Annotated in this window: 20 protein-coding genes; 13 read left to right on the plus strand and 7 right to left on the minus strand. The window is 47.7% G+C overall.

The genetic code is table 11. From position 1 onward, the window contains the following. Positions 1 to 154 precede the first annotated feature (154 nt). The 4 genes from ACXADP_RS03295 to ACXADP_RS03310 all read left to right on the plus strand — a co-directional run bounded on the left by ACXADP_RS03295 (position 155) and on the right by ACXADP_RS03310 (position 4,951). A complete protein-coding gene (locus ACXADP_RS03295; protein WP_474969831.1) occupies positions 155 to 1,402 on the plus strand; it encodes an aminopeptidase in 1,248 nt (415 codons plus the stop codon). Between the two features lie 188 nt (positions 1,403 to 1,590). After that, a complete protein-coding gene (locus tag ACXADP_RS03300) occupies positions 1,591 to 3,078 on the plus strand; it encodes a phytoene desaturase family protein (RefSeq protein ID WP_474970821.1) in 1,488 nt (495 codons plus the stop codon). 48 nt (positions 3,079 to 3,126) lie between these two features. Continuing rightward, positions 3,127 to 3,294, plus strand: coding sequence for a hypothetical protein (locus tag ACXADP_RS03305; protein ID WP_474969829.1), 168 nt, complete (start codon positions 3,127 to 3,129; stop codon positions 3,292 to 3,294). A 130-nt stretch (positions 3,295 to 3,424) separates the two neighbouring features. After that, a complete protein-coding gene (locus ACXADP_RS03310; RefSeq protein ID WP_474969828.1) occupies positions 3,425 to 4,951 on the plus strand; it encodes a BCCT family transporter in 1,527 nt (508 codons plus the stop codon). 49 nt (positions 4,952 to 5,000) lie between these two features. Here the strand turns inward: ACXADP_RS03310 and kynB are convergent, their stop codons facing one another. From kynB to recQ, 3 genes are read right to left on the minus strand one after another with little or no spacing between them, the layout of a single operon-like run. Further along, a complete protein-coding gene (kynB, locus tag ACXADP_RS03315; RefSeq protein ID WP_474969827.1) occupies positions 5,001 to 5,621 on the minus strand; it encodes an arylformamidase in 621 nt (206 codons plus the stop codon). Between the two features lie 10 nt (positions 5,622 to 5,631). Next, a complete protein-coding gene (gene kynU / locus ACXADP_RS03320; protein ID WP_474970822.1) occupies positions 5,632 to 6,900 on the minus strand; it encodes a kynureninase in 1,269 nt (422 codons plus the stop codon). Positions 6,901 to 6,913: 13 nt separating this feature from the next. Next, positions 6,914 to 9,046, minus strand: coding sequence for a DNA helicase RecQ (recQ, locus tag ACXADP_RS03325; RefSeq protein WP_474969825.1), 2,133 nt, complete (start codon positions 9,044 to 9,046; stop codon positions 6,914 to 6,916). Between the two features lie 110 nt (positions 9,047 to 9,156). On the opposite strand from recQ, the gene ACXADP_RS03330 reads away from it, so the two are divergent. The 4 genes from ACXADP_RS03330 (at position 9,157) to ACXADP_RS03345 (ending at position 13,523) form a co-directional block, all read left to right on the plus strand. Further along, entirely contained in the window at positions 9,157 to 10,092 is a 936-nt protein-coding gene (locus ACXADP_RS03330) for an NADP-dependent oxidoreductase (protein ID WP_474970823.1), read from the plus strand. A gap of 140 nt (positions 10,093 to 10,232) precedes the next feature. Continuing rightward, a complete protein-coding gene (locus ACXADP_RS03335) occupies positions 10,233 to 11,693 on the plus strand; it encodes a circularly permuted type 2 ATP-grasp protein (RefSeq protein ID WP_474970824.1) in 1,461 nt (486 codons plus the stop codon). Then, positions 11,686 to 12,648, plus strand: a complete 963-nt coding sequence (locus tag ACXADP_RS03340; protein WP_474969822.1) for an alpha-E domain-containing protein — start codon at positions 11,686 to 11,688, stop codon at positions 12,646 to 12,648. Before ACXADP_RS03335 ends, ACXADP_RS03340 begins: the two co-directional genes overlap by 8 nt. A gap of 23 nt (positions 12,649 to 12,671) precedes the next feature. Beyond that, positions 12,672 to 13,523, plus strand: coding sequence for a transglutaminase family protein (locus ACXADP_RS03345; RefSeq protein WP_474969821.1), 852 nt, complete (start codon positions 12,672 to 12,674; stop codon positions 13,521 to 13,523). 42 nt (positions 13,524 to 13,565) lie between these two features. Here the strand turns inward: ACXADP_RS03345 and brnQ are convergent, their stop codons facing one another. Next, positions 13,566 to 14,885, minus strand: coding sequence for a branched-chain amino acid transport system II carrier protein (brnQ, locus tag ACXADP_RS03350; RefSeq protein ID WP_474969820.1), 1,320 nt, complete (start codon positions 14,883 to 14,885; stop codon positions 13,566 to 13,568). Positions 14,886 to 15,227: 342 nt separating this feature from the next. Between brnQ and ACXADP_RS03355 the strand changes: the two genes are divergently transcribed. Further along, positions 15,228 to 17,081, plus strand: coding sequence for a cation:proton antiporter (locus ACXADP_RS03355; RefSeq protein ID WP_474970825.1), 1,854 nt, complete (start codon positions 15,228 to 15,230; stop codon positions 17,079 to 17,081). 510 nt (positions 17,082 to 17,591) lie between these two features. Here the strand turns inward: ACXADP_RS03355 and ACXADP_RS03360 are convergent. Next, positions 17,592 to 17,768 (minus strand): SE1832 family protein, encoded by a 177-nt coding sequence (locus tag ACXADP_RS03360; RefSeq protein WP_281658913.1) that lies wholly within the window; start codon positions 17,766 to 17,768, stop codon positions 17,592 to 17,594. Between the two features lie 119 nt (positions 17,769 to 17,887). Between ACXADP_RS03360 and ACXADP_RS03365 the strand changes: the two genes are divergently transcribed. From ACXADP_RS03365 to ACXADP_RS03380, 4 genes are all read left to right on the plus strand, one after another. After that, positions 17,888 to 18,736: a GNAT family N-acetyltransferase gene (locus tag ACXADP_RS03365; protein WP_474970826.1), complete on the plus strand. Its 849-nt coding sequence runs from the start codon at positions 17,888 to 17,890 to the stop codon at positions 18,734 to 18,736. A gap of 240 nt (positions 18,737 to 18,976) precedes the next feature. Continuing rightward, positions 18,977 to 19,531 carry a TRAP transporter small permease gene (locus ACXADP_RS03370; protein ID WP_027953335.1) on the plus strand — a complete coding sequence of 185 codons (555 nt, stop codon included), beginning with the start codon at positions 18,977 to 18,979 and terminating at the stop codon, positions 19,529 to 19,531. 27 nt (positions 19,532 to 19,558) lie between these two features. Then, positions 19,559 to 20,824, plus strand: a complete 1,266-nt coding sequence (locus ACXADP_RS03375; protein ID WP_224869181.1) for a TRAP transporter large permease — start codon at positions 19,559 to 19,561, stop codon at positions 20,822 to 20,824. Positions 20,825 to 20,900: 76 nt separating this feature from the next. Then, the gene (locus ACXADP_RS03380; RefSeq protein ID WP_474969817.1) at positions 20,901 to 21,920 is read left to right on the plus strand and encodes a DctP family TRAP transporter solute-binding subunit; all 1,020 of its coding nucleotides are present in this window, start codon (positions 20,901 to 20,903) and stop codon (positions 21,918 to 21,920) included. Positions 21,921 to 21,952: 32 nt separating this feature from the next. Here ACXADP_RS03380 and ACXADP_RS03385 read toward each other — a convergent pair whose 3' ends face one another. Together ACXADP_RS03385 and ACXADP_RS03390 are read right to left on the minus strand one after the other, a co-directional pair. After that, positions 21,953 to 23,137, minus strand: a complete 1,185-nt coding sequence (locus tag ACXADP_RS03385; protein ID WP_474969816.1) for an MFS transporter — start codon at positions 23,135 to 23,137, stop codon at positions 21,953 to 21,955. Between the two features lie 83 nt (positions 23,138 to 23,220). Further along, positions 23,221 to 24,294: an AI-2E family transporter gene (locus ACXADP_RS03390; protein WP_474969815.1), complete on the minus strand. Its 1,074-nt coding sequence runs from the start codon at positions 24,292 to 24,294 to the stop codon at positions 23,221 to 23,223. Positions 24,295 to 24,332: the final 38 nt, after the last annotated feature.

A 24,332-nucleotide genomic window follows, 5' to 3' on the forward strand; every position in this document is an offset into this window, starting at 1 on the left:
ATGGCACCTTGAAAGAACGTGCGCCTTCTTTTCCATATATGCAGGGCAGTGGTCCATCCGACCCTGTCCCGCTTCCTTTCATATGTTTTGTAGTCATCGTTTTTTTGTGGAATAATGAATACGGATACACTGTTTAAATATAGGAGGTAGACAGATGAAAATGCCAAGTATGGATAAACTCGAAAAATATGCAGAATTGGCGCTTCGTACAGGCGTCAATCTTCAAAACGATCAGCTTTTAATGATCAATTCCACCATTGAAGGGGCGGAATTCACTCGTATTGTCGCCCGTAAAGCGTTTGAAATGGGAGCCAAGGATGTACATATTAACTGGGGAGACGATGAGCTGACACGCATGGCTTATGAGCACGCGGATCAGGAAACACTCTCCCACGTACCGGAATGGCAGCAGGAAAAATACACGTATTTCGCAGAGCAGGGAGCAGCCATCCTTTCCATCCGTTCCACGGACCCGGATCTTTTGAAAGGGATTGATGCTGGGAAAGTAGCTTCTGCTGCTAAAGCACGCTCAGAGGCGATGTCCACATTCCGTAACTACACGATGAATGACCGGATCCAATGGTCGATCATCAGTATTCCTCTTCCAAAGTGGGCGAAGAAGATTTTCCCAGGGGAAGAGGAAGATACAGCTGTGGAGAAATTGTGGGAGCAGATTTTCAGCATCGTCCGTGTGGATCAGGAAGATCCGGTGGACGCTTGGAAAAAGCATAATGATACGCTTATCACCGCCCGTGAATATTTGAATAAGAAACAGTATCAGAAGCTGATTTATAAAGCGCCGGGCACTGATCTTGAAGTGGCGCTTCCAAAAGGACATGTCTGGAAAGGCGGACCGGCCAAAACGGCAGAAGGTGATATTTCATTTAACCCGAACATGCCGACAGAGGAAGTTTTCACAGCTCCTCACAAATACGGTGTCGATGGGAAAGTGGCGAGCACGAAGCCGTTGAACTACGGTGGGAACGTCATCAATAACTTCTCTCTCACTTTCAAAGAAGGAAAAGTGGTGGACTTTACGGCGGAAGAAGGAAGCGAAACCCTTCAACACCTGCTGGATACGGACGAAGGCTCCCGTCACCTTGGTGAACTCGCGCTCGTGCCTCATGAGTCACCGATTTCTCAATCCGGACTGATTTTCTATAACACCCTTTATGATGAAAACGCATCTTGTCACCTTGCGCTTGGAAAAGCGTATCCGAATAACGTGCAGGGCGGTTCCGACATGAATGAGGAAGAATTAGATCAGAATGGTGTCAACCACAGCCTCACCCACGTGGACTTCATGATGGGATCCGGGGAACTGGATATCGACGGTGTGCTTGAAGACGGTACAACCGAAGCCGTCATGAGAAAAGGCAGCTGGGCGATTACGTTTGAATAATGAATAGGAAGACAGCCGGGGACGTCCCGGCTGTCTTTTTTTGTTTCTTCCTGTTCATAAATACCATCCATAATGTGTAAAAAGATTATCTTAGAATAACTTCTGATTCAGTAATGGTATTGAATCCGCTGCTTTCTTTTTAAACATCGGCCGATTAGGGGAATGAATAAAAAAAGGAGGTGGCCGATTTGATCTATGATGCTGCTGTTGTGGGTGCTGGTTTCGGGGGACTGGCAGCCGCTGCGGATTTAACCTATAGAGGGTATAAGGTCGTCGTATTTGAAGCGTCCAACGAACTGGGCGGAAGCGCGGGTAAATTCGAGAGGAACGGTTATCGTTTTCAATCCGGTGCTACCGTTGGGATGGGGTTTGAGCCCGGAGGTGTACTTGACAGCTTATTTGAACGGCTGGGGATTGAGAAACCGTCAATGAAAAAGCTGGATATTATTATGGATGTCCACCTTCCGGATCGCATCATTCATTATTACCGTGACCGGCATGACTGGTATAAAGAGATGGCACGGGTTTTTGAAGGACCCGGGAGCACGTTTGAGAATTTCTATGATGAAGTGTTCAAAGTAGGACATCTGGTGGATCGGCTGACAGACAAGCTTCCGGTGTTTCCTCCAAGGACATGGGGGGACTATGCTCAGCTTCTGACGCTTGTGAATGAAAATTCTCTCCGGCTGCTTCCCTATATGACACAAACCGTGGAGGACCGGCTTAAAAAACATGGGCTGGATCAGCATCGCATGTTTAGGACGTTTTTAAATGGTGAATTAATGGACAGTGTACAGACGAGTGTAGAAAAATGTCCCGCCTTTTTAGGTTTTGCTGCTCTTCAAACGTTTCATAAAGGTGCTTTTGCCGTCCACGGTGGTCTTGCTGAAGCTGCTGATAAACTGGCTGCCTATATTCGGGAGCATGACGGGTCCATTCTCATGAGGCATCCGGTTCACTCCATAGAAAAAGGAGAGGCAGGGTTTATCCTTCATTCCAAAAGGAATTCCACCTTTCAAGCCCGTCAGGTCATCCTGAACAATTCTGTTCACAACCTTCATGACACGTTAACAGAGGACCTCAGCTCACAGTCCTATATTCGTCCCCGGAAAGAAACAGCAAAGAAAGCCTGGGGGGCGTATATTATTCACGGCGGTGTAGACGCAGACGTATTCCAAAATACGGATGTGCTGTACCATCAGTTTATCGATCCCGATCATCCGGATGACCTCCATAATGGCGGACAGTTCTTATTGTCATTATCGGACCCGGAGGATCCTTTGATGGCTCCCGAAGGGAAGCGTTCGTTCACCCTGTCCACCCATACCGACATTTCTCCCTGGTGGGAGTCCGGCCATTATGAAGCCGAAAAGCGTTGGATGAAGGAGAAACTCATACGGACCGTGGAGCACTATTTTGAAGGGTTCACTGATCAGCTTGACCTTGTCCTGCCGGGTACACCCGTCACTTTTCAAAAATGGCTGCGCCGTAAAGATGGGAAGGTAGGCGGTTATGCACCTGCTGGAAAATACAGCTGGCTGTCCAGTTACTCGATAAGAACCGGCATCCCTGATTTGTATCAGTGCGGGGATACCGTTTTTCCAGGTGCCGGAACACTCGGCGTAACGCTTTCAGGGTTAATGGCAGCAAAACAGGCCGCAAAAGGACTAAAATGAAAAACGTTGGGAATACAAAGAACAGCATACGAAAAAGGAGAGGGTCCTATGGTGGGCGACGGATATGAGATGAACATCTTTGGAGCAAACCCCAACCGTCACGATGAATGCTCACGCTGTGGAAAGCCGCTCGTTTCCGGGGCAGAGGAAGACATCAATCTTTGCAGGGAATGTCAGCGCCGGCAGGAAGACCACAAAGTGGAGGTACGGGATTGAAAGGTCACAATAGTGACCTTTTCATCGACCGGATAAAAGATTTTTCTTTACACCATAATAGGGGTAATGTTAGAGTCAGTTATTGTGCTTTCCTCCGAGAAAGTAACACCATTATCAAAAGGAGATCAAAATGGATAAACAATCGAAAGGCCGGATAGACTGGCCTGTATTTGCAATCAGTGGAGGCTTATTGACACTCTTCGTGATTATTGCTCTTATCGACATTTCGTTTATAGAAACAGTTGTAAGTGAAAGTTTTGCCTGGTCAGCCACTTATTTTGGTGCGTTCTGGCAGGTATTGATGCTGGCGACCTTCTTCGTCGGTATATGGCTTGGATTTTCTAAATATGGAAAAATAAAAATGGGTAATATGGATAAACCGGAAATCGGTTTGTATAAATGGCTTTCAATTATCATGGCTACACTACTGGCCGGCGGAGGCGTCTTCTGGGCTGCTGCTGAGCCGATGTGGCACTTCCTTACTGCACCGCCGTCTCAGTCCGGAGTAGAAGCGGGCACAGAAGCGGCAATTGATCCTGCACTTGCTCAGAGCTTCATGCACTGGGGCTTTCTTGCTTGGGCGATTTTAGGTACGATCAGTGCTGTCGTTATGATGTACGGACACTATCAAAAAGGGATGCCTATGAAGCCGAGGACCCTGCTTTATCCAATCTTTGGTGAAAAGCTTCGGAGCAGCTTCTTCGGAACGATGATTGATGCGTTTGCTGTTATTGCCGTGGCAGCAGGAACAATCGGTCCGATCGGATTCCTTGGTCTGCAGGCCAGCTATGGACTGCAGGAAATCTTCGGAATTCCTAATACATTCAGTACGCAATTTACAATCATCCTGGTTGTCGTTCTTGTCTCTACGATTTCAGCTGTGTCCGGACTTTATAAAGGGATCCAGATGCTGAGTAGTTTCAACGTCCGTCTTGCTCTTGGACTAATGATTTTCATCGTCATCTTTGGTCCCGGCGGCTTTATTATCAACCATTTCCTATCTGGATTTGGTTATTATGTGGATCAGTTCATTCCTATGAGTACGTACCGCGGGGATGAAGGCTGGTTATCTCTATGGACCGTCTTCTTCTGGGGCTGGTTTATCGGGTATGGTCCAATGATGGCCATTCTTGTCAGCCGGATTTCCAGAGGTCGTACGATCCGTGAAATTATCATAGCGGTGTCTGTATTCGCTCCGGTTATTTCAACGTTCTGGTTTACTGTCCTTGGTGGATCTGGAATATTCTTCGAAATGGAGAATCCGGGATCGGTTTCAAACGCTTTGAATGAGGCAGGAAACCCGGCAGCGATGTTTGCGATTACCGGACAGTTCCCACTGGCGGAAATCGTATCACCGCTCTTCTTGATTCTGACGATTCTATTCGTTGTGACAACGTCTGACTCCATGTCCTACACCATTGCTATGGCCGTGACAGGAGAAGGTAACCCGCAGACATGGCTCCGTGTATTCTGGGCTGTGCTTATGGGAGCGATTGCTGTCATTCTTCTGATTACAGGAGACAGCGGAATTACACAGCTGCAGAACTTTATTGTGGTGACTGCCGTTCCTGTGTCACTCCTTCTGCTTCCTATGATCTGGCTGGCGCCGAAAGTGGCGAAGATCATGGCTGTGGAACAACGGATTTCAAAAAAATAAAGATAAAAAAGGTGGACGTCTTTTGACGTCCACCTTTTTTACTGCAACATTACAGGTTTCTCAGCACCGCACGTACCGGACTGCCGTCTGCTTGAGTCATTTTCAACGGGAAGGCCATAAGCTCATAGATGCCCGGCTGGATGTTTTCCAGGACGAGACCCTCAAGAATGAGCAGATCATGGGCGCAGAGACTGTGATGGGCAGGGAGGTCTTTGCTCGTTTCTGGATCAACAGAAGGAGTATCGACGCCGATTAGATCAATGCCTTGTTCAGCAAGGTAAGCAGCCAGGTCACTTCCGATCACTGAGTAGGAAGAAGGAAAAGCGGACCGATCAGGCCAGCTGTTTGTACGAAAGAGGATTTTATCCACTTCTGTCAAATCGATATCCATCACTTGTTCTTTATGAATGACTTCCGGTCGGTCCAAATGAACGACCACCGCTTTTCCTGCGAAACGGTCGACAGGCAGATCTGCTATCCGGGCCCCTGAGGGATCATAATGGAAAGGGGCATCGACATGTGTTCCGATGTGACAACTGCCTTTAAACTGCCCCACGTTGACAGATCCGGTGTCTTCCATTGCATAAGTGATTTCATACGTAAAAGGTTCATCCCCCGGCCATGGCGGGGTGCCTGCATCCAGTTTCATACTGATATCCATCCACTTCATCGGTATCCTCCTAAGCGATAATATCCCGCTCATTTTTAAATGATTTATGCTTTTCTTCCTGTACGATTTGTTTGATGGTCATGACAACCTTAAACACATCCTCGTAGGAAGTGTAGAAAGCGACAGGGGCGAGCCGTATGACATTCGGGGATCGATAATCGGGAATGACCCCTTCGCTTTTCAGTGCTTTACAGAGACTGGCCGCTTCTTCATGGACGAGGCAGACGTGACCGCCCCGGCGCTCCTTCTCCACAGGGTTACCCAGGGTGAACCCGAGGCCTTTCAATTCCTGATGAACTAAATCCATGAATAATTGGGTGAGGGCCAGTGACTTCTTTCTGATTCCCTCGATGCCTGCTTCCAAAAACATTTCCAGAGATCCGAGAAGCGGAGCAGAACTTAAAATATGCGGGGTTCCAATCTGGAAAGCACCGGCACTGGAAGAGGGAGTCAGATCGTGATCCATATCAAACTGCTTGTCTTTATCAGAACTGAACCAGCCGGCAAGTCCGGGATGAGTCCCGAGATGCCGGCGGTTTACGTACAATCCACCTGTACCACCGGGGCCGCTGTTCAAGTATTTGTACGTACACCATACAGCGAAATCCACCTCCCATTCATCCAGCTGATGCGGAACAGCGCCGATGGAATGGGCAAGATCAAACAATACAAGAATTCCATGCTTGTGAGCCTCGTGGGTGAGGGTTTTCATATCAAGAAGCTGCCCGCTTCTGTACAGAACGGAAGGCAGCAGGAGAAGAGCTACGTCATCCTTCATCTGGGCGATAATGTCCTCTTCTTTCAGTGTATACCCATCAGCGCTGGCGATTTGTATAAAATGCTTCTCAGGGTCAAGGTGGTGCAGGGCCATCTGACTTTTGACAGCATAAATATCGGAGGGGAAGTTTAGTTCGTCCCCGATAATTTTTGTCCGCCCTTTTTCCGGATTGTAAAAGGTCGCAAGCAGTTGATGGAGATTTGTCGTAATGGATCCTGTGTTGATGACCTGTTCCGGAGAAGCCCCAAGGAGAGGAGCCGTCATCCGTCCGAGTTTTTCCGACATGTAGTACCACGGTTCGTCAGCTTGTGTCCATCCTTCGATGCCGTGCGCTTTCCAGTCATTAAGAGATTGCTGCAGAGCAGATTCGGAACGCCTGGACAACAGTCCAAGAGAGTTGCCGTCCATGTAAATGCTGTCTTCTTTTAAAAAGAATTCCGATTTATATTCATTCAGTTCATCATCTGCGTCCCATTTTCTTACATCATCCAGGGTAATCATCCCATTCCTCCTTTTATCTGTTCAGGTAACGGTGTTTGATTAATACAGCTTTTATCATGGAATACGTAAACGTGTCCGGAAGCTCTTCTTTCAACGGCTTCAGCTTTTTCTCCTCGAGCTTGTGATAATGTTGAAGGACCTGCTCCTCTTGTTCTTCATCAAACCAGTAGTCCCACGAAATATCTTCTCCTTCCTGCACACAGCGGAACAGGTGGTTTTCAATCGTCTGCGGACTCATGCCGCGCTGATCTGCAATGTCCCGGATAGAGTGACTGCCGCTTTTCCACAGCTCAAACGTTACGATGTGGCTGGGCCTGTCATCAAAGGGATCTCTCGGTTCCGGCCGGCGTGACGGGATTGGGGCTGATTCGGTTTGTTCGGACCACGGCCGGATCACTTCCAGGAATGTCTCGCCGTACTGCTCGTACTTCCGCTCTCCCACCCCTTTCATCTGAAGCATCTCTTCTTTCGTCCGGGGCAGGTGATTGGAAAATTCTTTCAAGGTGGCATCAGAAAAGATGACGTATGGCGGAAGTCCGGCTTCATCAGCCAGCTGCTTCCTTAAGTGCCGCAGTTCTTCAAAATACTGCACATGATATTCACCTGACTGTTGGACGGCGGCAGTTTCCACGAGCATTTCTACAGGTTTATCCCCTTTGAGGACAGCTGCTGCTTCTGAGGTGAGCTGGAGGGAAGGGTATTTCCCTGATCCGGCCGTTAAATAACCTTCGGCCGTCAGGAAGTGAATAAACTGGGTTAATTCCTTCTCCGTAATTTTCGGCATGATCCCATAGGTGGAAAGCTCGTGAAAACCGAACTGCTTCACCTTTTGGTCGCGGGAGCCCTTCAGCACTTTGGCTGTCAGACCTGCCCCGAATCCGCCTCCCATGCGTTTCACACAGGACAGCACCATCTGGGCTTCTTTCGTGCGGTCTTCCACTTCTCCATTATGTGTACAGTTGGAGCACTTTCCGCAGCGTTCATAGGGGACAGGGTCGTTGAAGTACTCCAGAATATACTTCTGCAGGCACGTATGGGTGTGGCAGTAATTCGTCATCGCCTGCAGTTTGGCGTACTCTTCTTTCTTCTTTTCCTCAGAAGGCGACTGGTCGATCAGGAACTTCTGCAGATTAATGTCTTTACTCGCAAAAAGAAGGATACAGTCACCGGGTTCGCCATCCCTTCCTGCACGTCCCGCTTCCTGATAATAGGATTCTATATTCATCGGCATAGCGTAATGGATGACATAGCGGACGTTGGATTTATCGATGCCCATCCCGAACGCATTCGTGGCCACCATCACTTTGGTCTCGTCCTGTACAAAATCCATCTGTGCCTGTTTCCGCTGATGCTCTGTCATACCGGCATGGTACCTGCCTGCTGCGTAGCCCTTTTTCTCGAGAATATAGTGCAGCTGGTCGGCTTCTTTCCGGGTGGCGGTATAGATGATACCGGACTCATTGGGGAGCTGGCTCATGTATTCTGTAATAAACTCACGCTTATCTCTTCCTTTAACGATACGAAAAGCCAGGTTTTCCCTTGCGAACCCTGTGTTGATCACATGACCGTTTTCGACATGGATCAGCTGTTTGATGTCGGCCACGACTTCCTGGGTGGCTGTCGCTGTCAAAGCCATGAGTACAGGGAGGTTCGGAATTTTATTAAGCGTCGGGACGATGGAACGGTAGCTCGGTCGGAAATCGTGTCCCCACTGGGATATACAATGGGCCTCATCGAAAGCAATTAGAGAAAGAGGGATCCTGCTTACAGCGGAGAGAAAGGAAGGAGTCTCAAATCGTTCCGGTGCGACGTAAATGAAGGAGTAGCGCCCTTTTTCCATATCTCTCAGTCGTGTCCGCTGCTCTTCTGCCGTAAGGGAGCTGTTTATGTAGGTGGCAGCCACCCCGTAGGAAAGCAGGGCATCGACCTGATCTTTCATTAACGAAATCAATGGCGATATGACGACAGCCGTTCCTTCAAGCGCAAGTCCCGGGATCTGATAGCACAGCGACTTTCCGCCCCCGGTCGGCATGACGGCGAGGGTGTTCTGCCCGTTCATCACCTGTTCAATCGCTTCTTCCTGTCCCGGCCGGAAGGAAGAATATCCGTAATACTGCATTAAAATTTTTTCGGCCTGTTCCATCATGTGAATCATCCTTTAATGTAATCGTTCTCCTCACATCTTACCATGTTTCACGTGAAAATATAGGGGAAAACTAACCTGGATCAATCTTCAAAAAAGGAGTCGGTTTTATCATGAAAGCTGTCATCATTGAACAGTACGGAGGTCGGGATCAGCTCGTTGAGAAAGAAGTTCCAAACCCTGTACCTGAGAACAAGCAGGTGGTCGTGGATGTCCGGGCGACCTCCATTAACCCGATTGATTGGAAATTGCGTGAAGGGTACTTGAAAGATGCGGTTCCTTTCGAATTTCCGATTATTCTTGGATGGGATGCCGCAGGGGTCATTACCGAAGTAGGAGAGGATGTGAAGGATTTTTCACCGGGGGACCGGGTATTCGCAAGACCGGATACGACAAGATTCGGAACATATGCCCAGTATACAGCGGTGGATGAACATCTGCTGGCACCGCTGCCTGAGGGAGTGACTTTCGAAGAAGCGGCCGCTGTTCCTCTGGCCGGTCTTACAGCATGGCAGTGCCTCGTCGACTTTTCGGATATTAAAGAAGGGGATCGTGTACTTATCCATGCGGGATCAGGCGGAGTGGGCCATTACGCTGTCCAAATTGCCAAACATCTCGGAGCATATGTTGCGGCCACTGCGAGCGGCAAAAACCGGGAATGGGTAGAGAAGCTGGGAGTGGACCGCTTCATTGATTATAAAGAAGAGGATTTCTCTGAGGTCCTGCAGGATTTTGACATCGTTGTCGACACCCTTGGCGGAGACATTCAGGAAAAAAGCTTTCAGGTTCTGAAAGAAGGAGGGAAGCTTCCGTCAATCGTCCAGCCCCCTGATGAAACGAAGGCGGCCGAGAAAAACATCAAGACTGGTTTTGTCTGGCTGGAACCGAACGGAGAACAGCTCTCCAAGCTGGGTAAGATGATGGAAGAAGGCACATTGAAGTCTGTGATCGGCCATGAGCTGCCGTTCTCCCAGGAAGGACTTCGTAAAGCTCATGAAATCAGTGAAAGTCACCATGCCAAAGGTAAAATCGTCATTACAATGAAATAAGAGTGTGTCCCCAGGAAACCTCGAATTTTGAGGAATTCTGGGGCTTTTTGTTAAATGTACTAATTTTCTTACAATTTCGGCCTAATCTTTGTTAACTTAGGGTAAAGGATAGTGATTACATAGGAAACGGAGGAGAGGTCGTGTTAACCAATTATAAAACGGGTGTCTACTTTGATGAAATGATGAAGGAAGATGGACAGCCCAAAAGTCATTACCAATGGTTTTATCAATTGGTCCATCAATTTAATGAACGAGAGCTGATGAATAAACATGAAACCGCTCAGTTGAATTTTCTCAGGCAGGGGATCACCTTTACGGTTTACAGTCATACCGGAGGGACGGAACGAACGATGCCCTTTGACTTTGTGCCGATTATTATCCCGCGCGGAGATTGGGAAAAGATCGAGAAAGGCATGAAGCAGCGGATGACGGCGCTCAACCACTTTCTCGATGATATTTATCATGAACAGCGTATCGTGGAAGCCGGTGTGATTCCGAGGGATCTGATTGAAAACAACCCGTACTATTATGATAAGCAGATCGGCGGGGTGCGCGTGCCGCTGAACAATCATATCTTCCTTGCCGGGGTGGACCTGATCCGGGATGAGCACGGAGAGTACCGGGTGCTGGAGGATAACCTGCGCAATCCATCAGGCATGTCCTATGTTTTTCAAAACCGGTATGTCATGAGGCAGGTCTATCCGGAATTGTTCAACCAGCATTCTATTGAGACACTGGAACATCAATTATCTGAACTTCACCAGTCCTTGATCACACAGGTGCCGTTGAATGCCGAGCCCGGGAAGAAACCGACAGCTGTTCTGCTGACCCCGGGCATCTATAATTCTGCGTATTATGATCATGTCTTTCTTGCCCAGCAGATGGGGATCGAGCTTGTGGAAGGACGTGACCTGGTGGTGAAGGATGATATGGTGTATATGAAAACGACCCGCGGTCTGCAGAGAGTGGATATCATCTACCGCCGGATTGATGACGATTTTCTCGATCCTGAAGCCTTTCGTCCTGACTCCATGCTCGGTGTGAGCGGATTATTGAGAGCGTATAAGAAAGGGAATGTGTCGATTTTGAACGGGATCGGCAACGGCGTGGCTGATGATAAGGCCATGTATGTGTATGTTCCGGACATGATCCGCTTCTATCTCGATGAGGATCCGATCATTCCCAATGTGGAAACATATTTTCTCAGTGATCCGGAGCGTCTCGATTATGTACTGGAGAATATCGACCAGCTGGTGATTAAAAATGTCGGTGCTTCCGGTGGATACGATATGCTTATCGGTCCACAGTCCGATGAAAGCGAACAGGAAATCTTCAGGAAAAAGATCGTGGAGAATCCGAGCCGGTATATTGCCCAGCCGACCATTAAATTATCCAGAGCTCCTGCGTATCAGGAAGGACGCTTCTATCCCTGTCATGTGGACCTCCGTGTCTTTATCATGAGCGGTGAGCAGATGAACGTCCTTCCAGGCGGACTTTCCAGAGTAGCCTTGAAGGAAGGATCGCTCGTCGTGAACTCTTCCCAGGGTGGAGGCGGCAAGGATACATGGATTCTTTCAGAAAGTGGTGATCAACATGCTTAGCCGGGTAGCGGATTCGCTGTATTGGATGTCCAGAAATATCGAGAGGGCTGAGAACAATGCCCGGGTATTGAAAGTACAGCTGATCCATATGCTGGAGGCTTCCAGCAAAGATGCACTGGACAAGGAATGGGAGGAAATTCTGGAAGTCTGTGCTTCTACAGCGGATTACTACAGTTTTTATGAACGGATGGATCGGGAAACGATGATCCAGTATTTGACGATCAGTCCGCTCAACGTCAATTCCCTGATGCACACGATGAATTACGCCCGGGAAAACGCAAGGGCGACAAGGGACATCCTTCCCGAAGAATTATGGGAAGTGCTGAATCAGTTCCACCTCGATCAAAAAGACTGGCAGGAGCTTCCGAACACCAGGGATCATACCCAGCAGTATTTAAACCGGGTGATCCAGACATCCATGACCTCCCAGGGAGTGATTGAATCAAGCATGAGCCGTGGTACGCCTTATTCATTCATCAAAATCGGAAAATGGCTGGAGCGGGCTGAAAAAATGGCGCGCATCCTGAACGTTACCTGTGAGAAAAACCGTAAGGAAACCGACGGGGGCACTCATCATTATTACCACTGGCTGACGGCTCTCCATTTTCTGAATGGGTATGATGCCTATATTAAAGAACATCCACCGACGATGGAGCCGAAAAATGTGTTGAGCTTCCTTATTAAGGAACGGAATTTCCCGCGCTCGATTCAGTACTGTATGGATCATGTCCTTGAGGCTGTGACTAATTTGGAGGATGGGAAAGTCTCACACTACTCGGAAAACCTGTTTCAAATGCTGGAAGTGATTCAAAATGAAATCGAAGAATCATCGATTGAAGATATGGGCATGGAAGAACTGATGCAGTTCCTTGACCACTTCCAGGACCGCTGTATGACATTAAGCCGGATGTTTTCGGAAACCTACTACTTAATCGAACCTGTTCGGGTGAAATAGAAAACAATCAGGAGGAATACCCAGTGAAGTTTCAAATCGAACATACCAATACCTTCTATTATGATAATTTCGTGGACCAGAGCATGAATCACATCCGGCTTAAACCGAGAACCGATGAATGTCAGCGTCTGCTTGCCTACCGGACGGAAATTACGCCGTCCTCCATGACAAAGGAACATATCGATTTATGGGGAAACCATGTGGAAACATTTTTTATTCCGGAAAAACATGAACACCTTACTCTTAAAACGATTTCCACCGTCAGTATTCAAAAAAGTCCATTCATCCGTATGATTGAATGTTCGGATGAGATGCAGTCGATTTTCCATTCAGAATTGTTCCGGAATCATTACCTGGCTTATATTAATGAGACGCCCTATACTTTTTTATATAAAGAACAGATTGAAGAATTCAAGGATATTCTTGGGCCGATGCAGGACCCTGTCCGGTATTCCCTGCGGTTGATGGAGTACATTCACGAGTCGTTCCGTTATGATACAAGTACGACCCAGGTGAGTACGAAAGCGTATGAGTCCTGGCCGTTTCGTGCAGGTGTCTGCCAGGATTATGCCCATATTATGATTGGCGTCCTCCGTTCCCAGGGAATACCCGCCCGTTACGTAAGTGGGTATTTATACGTAGGGGAAGACTCTGCCTTAGTCGGAGATGCCGCTACACATGCCTGGGTGGAAGTCATGATTCCGGGTATCGGCTGGGTCGGTCTTGACCCGACCAATAATGTAGAAGCCCTTGAGCAGCATATCCGTATCGGTACGGGGAGGGACTATGCAGATGTCAGCCCGCTGCAGGGGGTTTATCGCGGGGGCGGACAGAACCTGGACGTGAAAGTCAGCGTCACGCTCATTGATCAGTAATAAAAAAAATCCCTCTTTCATGAAAGAGGGATTTTCTAATACTTAAGATTTCTGGTAACTCTCTGTCGTTCTCGTCTGCCCTTTGAAGGTTTGATACAGCCAGCCGGCAAGACCACCGATAATGGCCGGGAACAACCAGCTCAGGTTCAGCTCATAAAAGGGAAGGCGGCTGATAAGCGGGGTAATCGCGGAAACATCGGCTCCGAATGCTGCCAGTCCATCATAGAGCCCGATGAAAGCTGTCAGAATGATGGCTCCACGGTACACATAGGAAGAGTGGTTGAACAGCCGGCTCATGAATGTCAGACCAACAAGGACGATCGTAATAGGGTAGACGAACACTAAGACGGGTACAGAATAGGAAATGATCTGGTTTAACCCGATGTTGGAAATAGCGAGACTGACGATGGTCACGAGTACAATGACGGAATGATACGACAGCTTCCGGACACGCTTCGAGAAAAACTGTCCACAGGCGACGGTCAGTCCAACACAGGTGGTCAGACAGGCCAAACCGACAATAACACCGAGAAGGACGGTACCGGTATCTCCAAACATGATCTGGGCGGCCCCGGATAAGATCGCACTTCCGTTATCATACGTACCTTCTACCGCCATTTTAGCTCCAATCCAGCCGATAGCCACATAAACGGAAGTCAGACCGGCGGCTGTGACAAGCCCCGCTTTTAATGTGGAGAGCGTCACCTGCCTGGGCTCTGTAACACCGCGGTCCCTGAATGATGATACGACAAGAATTCCGAAAGCAAGGGATGCGATGGCATCCATGGTCAGGTACCCTTCCACAAAGCCGGTAAAGAATGGCTGGGCCGCATACTTTTCACCTGCCGGCTGTATGGGACCGTCAAGGGCGAAGAAGCTGCCGATTACAAGGGCGACAATAGCCAGAAACAGAGCAGGTGTTAAAAATTGACCGATACGATCCACTAATTTGGAAGGGTTGCGGCTCAATAAATACACGAGCAGGAAAAAGACGATGGTAAAGATGAAGAGCGTCAGGGATTCTCCGTTCACAAAAGGCGCTACGCCTGTTTCAAAGGCAACGTTGGCTGCCCTTGGTATGGCGAAGAAAGGTCCGATCACTAAATACACCATGGAAGTAAAAAGAATTCCGAACAGAGGGTGCACGCGTCCGGCCAGCTGGACCGCGCCGTTTTGAACAAGGGATATGGCAGCCACTGTGATGATGGGAATACCGACTCCCGTTATGACGAACCCTAGAATAGCAGGTGTATAAGACGTTCCTGATTCAATTCCTAATGTAACAGGGTAGATTAAATTGCCGGCGCCGAAAAATAAGGCAAATAGTGTAAATCCGATAAACAGCGTATCTCTGGCTCTCATAAAGCAGCTTCCTCCTCAAGGGTGTCTATATATTCTGCGTAAAAAAAATCGCTCCTATCCAGACATGAGCACAGCTTGTCTGGAAGTGACGATAGGCGTGGGATCCATCAAAAATTTTAAGAAATTTCAATTAGCACCGGAGTAATGTTATCAGGGTGGGAATACCATGTCAACCCTTTTGTCTGAAAATTTAAACGGTTAAGATTACCAGGGAAAGAATGTCATGATATTTTTATAAAACTGATAAGATAAGTTAGTTTACAGAAGGAAAACCGGGTTATAGAATATGGCTATACATCAATCACGGCTGTTGATAAACATAGAAGATAAGGAGACTACTACATGATCGATTCGCTGTTACTGCAATTGACCCTGGTTGGCTTTCTCGGCGTCGGCTCTCAATGGGTGGCATGGCGCTTCCGTCTGCCGGCTATCGTAGTCATGTCCATAGCCGGACTGCTGGCTGGACCTGTATTTAACTTAATGAATCCGGAACAGGACTTTGGGGATCTTTATAAACCGATTATTTCCCTGGCTGTTGCGGTGATCTTGTTTGAGGGCAGTTTGAATCTTGACTTTAAGGAAGTTCGGGGACTGGGGAGGCCGGTGTTCCGGATTGTTACGTTCGGCGCATTCTTCAGCTGGATTCTCGGTTCCTTTGCTGCCCATTATGTTGCCGGGCTGTCCTGGGCGGTCGCCTTTACGATCGGCGGTTTATTTATTGTAACCGGACCAACCGTAATCCTCCCGCTGCTCAGGCAGGCGAAACTGAAACCCAGACCCGCCAAGATTCTTAAATGGGAAGGGATTATCGTCGATCCGATCGGAGCGCTTCTTGCGGTTTTCGCATTTGAAATCATTGTGTTTTTAACTGTCAATGACCCATCGGCCCTGCTTATGTTCTTTTTAGCTTCAGCTTTCGCAGTCTTTCTTGGCTGGCTGTGCGGAAAAGGCGTAGGGTGGATGTTCGAAACCGGCTACGTGCCGGAGTTTCTAAAGTCGCCTGTCGTATTCGCAGTGGTCATTGCCTGCTTTACAGGAGCGGATGAAGTCATGCATGAGACAGGTCTTCTCTCTGTTACAGCTATGGGGATGACCCTTGCCAACATGCATATTTCATCCATTGCGGACATGAGGCACTTTAAGGAAAATATCTCCCTGCTGTTAATTTCAACAATCTTTATCATGCTGACAGCTTCCTTAACGGTGGATACACTGGTGGAGATCTTTAATATCCGGATTATCGGTTTTGTCCTTCTGATGTTATTTATCGTTCGTCCGTTGTCGATCTTCCTGTCGACAATCGGGACCGATTTGTCAAAATCAGAAAAACTGCTCGTAGGCTGGATTGCTCCAAGGGGAATTGTGGCCCTTACGGTTGCCAGTTACTTTGCGAGTATCCTTCTTGAAGGTGGATATGAAGATGCATCCATACTGATCTCCCTCACCTTTGCCCTTGTCTTTACGACAGTTGTGGCTCATGGATTTTCCATCGGCTGGCTCGCTAAAAAACTGGGCTTGTCTATGGAAGGTCCGCCTGGGGTGTTGATTGCAGGAGGAAGTGCCTTCACAACAGGCCTGGCAAAAACGCTGGAAGACTTGAAAATCCCGGTACTTCTTACGGACTCTTCCTGGCAGCGCCTGTCACGGGCGCGTTCCAGAGGCATTGCCTCCTATCACGGGGAGATCCTTTCTGAACAGACGGAATATTATCTCGACATGACGCCTTATGAATACCTCGTGGCGGCAACAGAACTGGATTCCTACAATGCACTGGTCTGTACGACATTCGTGCCGGAATTTGGCCGGAACAACTCTTTCCAATTGAGCCTCTCCAATAAGGAAGGGGATAATTTGGAAGATCTTGTTCATACAATTGGAGGCCGTGTTCTGTTTGAAGAAGGAGCTTCGTGGGAAGAACTGAACGCCCGGGTTGAAAATGGGTATGTGTTCAGAAAAACAACCCTGACGGCTCAATATTCTTTTGAAGATTATCGGAAGAATATGGATGAACATGCGATGCTGCTATTCGCCAAACGGACCTCCGGTAAAGTTGAATTCTTTACACCGGGGATGGAGTTCCGTCCTGAAAATGGGGATGTGATCGTTTCCTTAATGCCTCCGAGCAAGGAATTCGAAAAAATTCAGGAAAAGCTCGAAGGCCAGAGGAAGAACCAGGAAGAGAAAAAATCATAAAGCAGCAAAGTCAAAGTTTGACTTTGGAAAAAGTGGATGTAAGGTCGTGGAGAAAACAGCGTTCCGCTTATCGGTGGATGCTTGCCGCGGGCACGGCCTCAGCTAACTTGGTCAAGGAAACCACTTGACCAAGTGGATCTTCGGCTCGTGCTGTTCCCGCAGGCGTCACCACCGAACGCTCCTCGCCGCCGGCATGGTCCGGTTCGGAATTATAAGCAGAAAACGATCTTAACAGTTATTAAAATGGTCCAAAAACCGTTCATGCACAGGTAATGGAGACCCTGCCAAGATACGAAAACTTTTATGGTTGCTTAAGTGAAGGTTCGTATTTTCGATTATGAAAGAACATTCCTCCGGAAAAACGGACGTCCATGAACCCGCATGGAGTTTTTTCTTGGGAGACTTGGACGTTCCTCCGGGAAACGGAATGGTCAGAATTTCTGAAGACAAGAGGATGCACTGGGATTCTATACAAAACAAGGAGAAGCCGATACCGGCTTCTCCTTTTTATTATGCTTCTGCAAGCTTCTTATTTAATACTTTTAATTCTTCTTCCATCCGTGCGAGCTGCTGTTCAGCATTTTGGATGTTTCCACCGGCGGCTTCCAGTTTATCCAGATCGCCTTGGATTCGGACATAGTCTGATTTTAAGAAGGCGATTTGGTCACGAATTTCCTGTTCAGTCACAGGATCACTCCTTTTCATCTTGTTCTCCATTTATTGACAACGTATAATGGAAAAACGATCTTATATTCAGAATTTTAACAAAAAATAGTTTAGAGTTAAAGGGGAAGGGGAAAGAATTGATGATCATTCATAATGACGAAAGTCCTAAAGAGTTCTTGTCCAAGGTGGAACCACTCCTCTTGCAAAGAGAAGCTGAAAATAATCTGCCTTTAGGTGTACTGGAGCGTTTCGTGCTTGGCAGGGAAGAGGGCCCCTGTTACACCCTCCGCATCACGAAGGGGGAAAAGACGGAATACATGGCTTTACGCACACCCCCTCATCTGTGGATTCTGCCGAGCGTACGAGGAGATGCCACTCCTTACATTAAAGCAGCAGCCCGTCATCTATATAACCAGGAATGCGAAGTGCCGGGTGTCATCGGAGATGAAAAATCCACTGCCGCATTTGTAGAAGAATGGACGCAGCTGACTTCTGTCATCCCCCGGGTCCATGTGCAGCAGGGCGTCCATCGCCTCGATGAATTGAATGACATTCCTCAGAGCAGCGGTAAGCTCCAGGACGCAGACATGTCCCACTACTCCATGGTGGTGGAATGGATGATCCAGTACGGAAAAGAAACAGATGAACCCCTTGTTGTTGAAAGGGCCGCGGAGCTTACAGAGAGTCTCATCCGGGATCAGCGCTTATTTCTATGGCTGGTGGATGGAATCCCGGTTTCGATGGCAGGCCGGGCCAGGACAACAAAAAACGGGGCAACCATCAACGCGGTTTTCACACCGGACTCCTTTAAAAAAAGGGGTTATGCCACCCAGGCGGTCTGGCACTTAACGAAGAATCTTCTTCAACAGGGATACACCTTCTGCTCGTTATACACAGATCTCGCCAATCCCACCTCAAACTCCATTTATAAAAAAATCGGTTATGAGAAAATCAGTGACTCCATCGTTTATCATTTTCATAAAAATTAAAAAATAAATCTGTTATATTTTGTAAATGTAAGCGGTAAACTGAAGGATTCTTTATCTAGAACGAGCTATCGGCACCATAATGGACTCTCACCCATCCATTTCCATCTGGCAGCTCCATTTGGTTAATTAGTACAAAATATTCTGTTCATACTGATTTGAGTGAATTTCGTGGTTCCGGTATGATGTTTAGTAATTGGCCTGAAAACTACTACATTCGATCTATTTAGGAGGATTACATACTTGAAGGTTTTTAAGGCAGTAGACAAAATCATATTAAAAATTGAAGAGTTTATATTAAGCTACGCGGTTATTATTATTGCTTTAATGGTCGTTGGAAAGGCGCTGAGCCGGGCGCTTTTCAGCTATTCGCCTCCATTTGCTGATGAAGTCAGCCAGATTGCCATTGTCGTAGCAACCTTTATGGGGATCAGCTATGCCGCACGTAAAGGAAGACATATCAGCATGTCCGCCTTTTATGATCTGGCTCCCTTTAAGGTGAGGAAATTCCTTTCTATTCTCATTCCCTTTGGCACAGCAGCCGTGCTGTTTGTCCTGGCCTATTATTCGAGTCTTTATGTACAGGACGTGTATGAGTCAGGAAGAGTGACTTCAGCACTGGAAATGCCGGCCTATTACCTCTACATCTTCATTCCAATCGGTTTTTTGCTGGGAGGCATCCAGTTCCTTAGAAACATGTGGATCAACATTACGAACCGGGATGAAGTGTACTTGGGAACCGATGTCAAGGACTACAACGACGAAGATACAAATGATCTGGAAGGAACGCATTTATAAAAATCGGATACAAGAAAGGATAACGATATGATCGCGACTATGCTCATTATCATGGTGGTGCTTTTATTCTTAAACTTTCCCATGATGATTCCACTGATGGCAGCTCCATTAGTCATCATGTTTATCTATTTCCCAACATTGGACCCCATGATCCTCATGCAGCAATTCTCTACAGGAATCGAACCTTACGTATTACTAGCTGTACCTTTATTCATTTTCGCTGCCGATATTATGACTACAGGGAAGACATCAAACCGCCTGTTGGACTTCATCGGATCGTTCATCGGTCATATCCGGGGAGGCTACGCTGTAACAACAGCCGCTGCCTGTACGCTTTTTGGCGCGATATCAGGTTCAACCCAGGCTACAGTAGTCGCCATCGGTAAGCCGATGAGAGAGCGTCTTCTGAAAATCGGTTATAAAGATCCATCAGCCATCGCTTTAATTATCAATTCCAGTGACGTCGCACTCCTTGTGCCGCCAAGTATTGGAATGATCATATACGGCCTCGTTTCCGGCACCTCTGTCGGTGACTTGTTCATTGCTGGTATCATTCCCGGGATCATCGTATTCATCAGCTTTGCGGTCTACAGCATCATCTACGCTAAAATGGCCGATATTCCGCTGGCAGGAAAAGCGAGCTGGAGCGAACGGTGGACGATGACAAGAAAAGCGATTCTGCCACTCGGATTTCCAATTGTCGTTATCGGGGGTATTTATACAGGACTCTTCAGTCCTACGGAAGCAGCGGGGGTTTCAGTGCTCTATGCCTTTATTCTTGAGGTGTTCATCTATCGCTCCGTACATATTAAAGAGCTCCCGAAAATCGCCAGGTCTACAGGGCTTGTTACATCAGCCGTTTTTGTCCTTGTCGCCGGCGGGCAGGCTTTTACATGGGTCATTTCCTTTGCACGGATTCCTCAGATGATTACGGAAACTGTCCTTGGAACCGATCCTAGTGCCATTTACGTACTCTTGATGGTCACCATCTTCTTCTTTATCGGTTGTATGTTTGTAGACCCGATCGTCGTCATTCTTATCCTGACGCCGATTTTCTACCCGGCTGCGATGAGTGCTGGTATAGATCCGGTCCACCTCGGAGTCGTCATCACATTCCAGGCGGCTCTGGGATCAGCTACGCCGCCGTTTGGAGTAGATATCTTTACAGCCAGTGCGGTCTTCAATAAACCGTACCTGGAGGTTATCAAGGGCACACCGCCGTATATTCTCATTTTGTTTGCCATCTCAGGCTTACTCATATTTTTTGACGAACTGTCACTTTTCCTTCTTTAGGAAAAGGAGAGTTTAAATACAAAGGGAGGTCATTCTCATTCGAAAAAAGATTGGATTAGCAGTTCTTATTCTAGGGTTGATCAGTTTGGTGCTGGCTGCCTGTGGAGGCAGTGACGACAGCAGTGGTGACAGCGGGGGAGACGGACAGACGTATAATTGGAAGTTCGTAACAGAGGAAGTGGAAGGACAGGTCCAGTATGAATACGCCCAGGAGTTTGCCAAGCGTATGAATGAAAAATCCGACGGTGCTGTTAATATCGACGTGTATGAATTCGGAGGGCTCGGTAGTGAAACAAACCAGGTCGAGCAGCTGCAGAGCGGTACCGTGGAAATGGCTGTCATGTCTCCAGGGTTCACAGGGAATATGGTGAAAGAAGGACAAATCTTTGCGCTCCAATTCCTTTTTCCTGAAAGTGTAGAAAAGACACAGAATATCCTGAACGACAGCGAAGCTTTGAATACAGACCTTCGTAAGCTTTACGAGGAACACAGCATTTCGCCGCTTTCTTTCTGGTCTGAAGGCGCGATGCAGTGGACATCCAGTAAGGAGATTTCCGAACCTGCGGATTTTGAAAACTTCAAGATGCGTACACAGACGTCTCCGTTGATCCTGAAGTCCTATGAAGCATATGGAGCTGATCCGACACCAATGAGCTGGTCTGAGCTTTACACAGCCCTGGACCGTGGCACAGTGGAAGGACAGGAGAACCCGATCTTCTTCATCGGAGATGCTTCTTTCAACGAAGTACAGGACTACATGACAATGTCGAATCATAACAATTACGTGGCAATGACTACTGTGAACACTGACTGGTATGATGGCCTTGACGAAGAAATGAAAACGATGGTGGATGAAACCGTAACGGAGATGCAGGACTGGGTATTTGAAGAACAGAAGAAGCAGAACGAAGAATATTTAGAAACGATTAAGAACGATACGGAAAACCCGACAGAGATTGTAGAGCTGTCTGACGAACAGCGTGAAGCTTTTAAAGAAAAGGCTGAACCTGTCCGCGACTTCTACCGCAACGAAGTATCCACGGTAGATGGTGAAGTTCTTGATAAGCTGATTGAAGAAATCAATGCAGCCGAATAACGAAAAAGCCCCGCAGAGATGCGGGGCTTTTATTATTGAGGCGACTGCCACGGTTCGGTCTGCCTTTTTAAGTCCATGATCGTCAGCACCATGACGACTAAAAAGAGAAAACTGGATAGTTTAAACAGGGCAGCTGTGTTCACAAATTGATAGATAAACCCAAGGATGAGGGCACTCGCACCGATGCCGAGGTCAATAGAGGAGTAGTACATCCCGTTGGCAATCCCGCTTCGCTCGATGGAGGTCTTGGAGATGACCCAGGCCTGGAGTGCCGGCATCATGGATCCATAGCCGGCTCCGAATAAAGCTCCTGCGATAATAAGGTCCAGATTCGAATCCGCTGTTGCCAGCACCCACATGGCAATGAAAGATATGACGGAACAGACGATTATTAAGTTCCATGGTCCCCGCTTATCAAAGTACCGTCCTGTTATGGGACGTGACACAGTAGCAAGGACGGCATTAAAGAAATAAAAAAGAAACGTTCCGTCCAGTCCTTGTTCATTACCGAAGATGACAATGTAGGTAACAACCGCTCCGTAACCAAACGTGTTGAGAATCGTGACGAGAGCCGGGTACCAGCTTCTCTTTTCGATTAATGCATCTTTGAAGGAGAAGCGAGGCGGATTTTTTTGGTTTTCATACACCTGCTCAGGCGTGGTGAAGCGGGTGACAGAAAATAAAAGAAGCGCAATGATTCCGAGTGCTGCGGAAATCCATATGAGTAGAGAGAATGAATAGTTCTGATACAAGTAGATACCGAGACTTGGAGCCATAATCATTCCGACGGTAACGGATAAACCGAAATAGCCCATCCCCTCCCCTACACGGCGTCTTGGGACGATGTCAACAGCGGCGGTTCCGTTGACCGTCGTCGACCATCCCCACGCAAGGCCGTGGATGAAGCGGATGACCAGCAGGAAGAAGACCACCTGTGTCACAGGATACATCATCGTCAGGAGGAGCAGGGCCCCGGCACCGATGAGGATGAGCAGTTTCCGTGCCCGGGTCATCAGGAGGTGACCAATAAACGGACGAATCACGATCGCTGCAAAAGCGAAGGTGGTGGTAATCAATCCGACTTCAAGGGTGCTGCCGCCAATCGACTCGATATACGGAGGCAGGTTGGGAAGCAGCATCTGGAAGCTCATAAACGTAAATAAGTTGGCAAGAATGAGAAAGATAAAAGGCCGGGTCCATAATCTTGGTTTATGCATAAAAAATCCCTCGCTTCGGTGATATGGAATGAAAAAAGGAGACCCCCTATTGTAAACAATAGCGGGTCAGAGCGTTTGTATAATCAGCTGTGATCAGCTGTTCTCCGTTCAAGCCACTCCTGATAGAAGTGACGGACAATTGTCTTGATAACCGCATAGGTGGGAATAGCAAACAATAATCCGAGGAAGCCGGCAAGGCTTCCAGCTGCGAGAATCAAGGTAATGATGGTAAGCGGATGGATGCTCAATGCTTTACCCATGACGTTTGGCGAAACAAAATTCCCTTCCAGCTGCTGAGCGATAATGGTAATGACGGCCACCCACACAGCCAGGATGGGGTCTTCGAACAATCCGACAAGGATGGCTGGTACCACGGCCAGGAAGGGGCCGACGAATGGGATAACATTCATCACCATGGCAAATAAAGACAAGGTCAGAGCGTATGGAAGATCGATGATTAAATACCCGACAAGCAGCAGCAGACCGACAACGATACTGACCGTCAGCTGACCGAGAATGAAGGAATGAAGCGTATGATCGATATCGTGAGCCAGTTTAGCAAAGCTTTTTCCCGCTCTTTTTCCTAAGAACTGCCTGATGAACGGGATCAGTTTGTCACCATCCTTCAGCATGAAGAAAAGGAAAAACGGGATCAGGACAAGAGCGAACACAAAACTGATCAACTGGCTGACGACGTTGATGACCACCGTGGAGGCATCCTGAAGATATGTTTCCAGATTGTTGGCCACATTATCGATGGTCGCATTGAACTGACTTGGTATAATGTCCTGATTCTGCTGCCAGTATGTTACGCCTTCGCCAATCATTTCAGCCATATCCGGAATGTTATCTACGAGCCGGGTGAACTGCTCCTGGGCGATTGGAGCAATGAACTGGGTGATGATGTAACCGAGAACAATGAACAATAGGAAGATGATGACAATTCCGAGAATTCTCGGCACTTTGTAGTGTTCCAGAAGTTTTAGTAAGGGACGGGATAAATAAAACAGAATCCCACCACCGATTAAAGGAAAGGCGATGGCTCCGACGTAGGTCATGATCGGATCGAAGAAAAACTGAATTTGATGCAGCAGTAAAATCAACAGAGCAAGCAGGATGGCAGTAACGATGGCTTGAAACCATTTTTTTTGGACCACAGATAAGACACACCTTTTTATGTAGAATGAAGAAAAGC

The organism is Halobacillus sp. AWH4_228 (genome assembly GCF_056158365.1).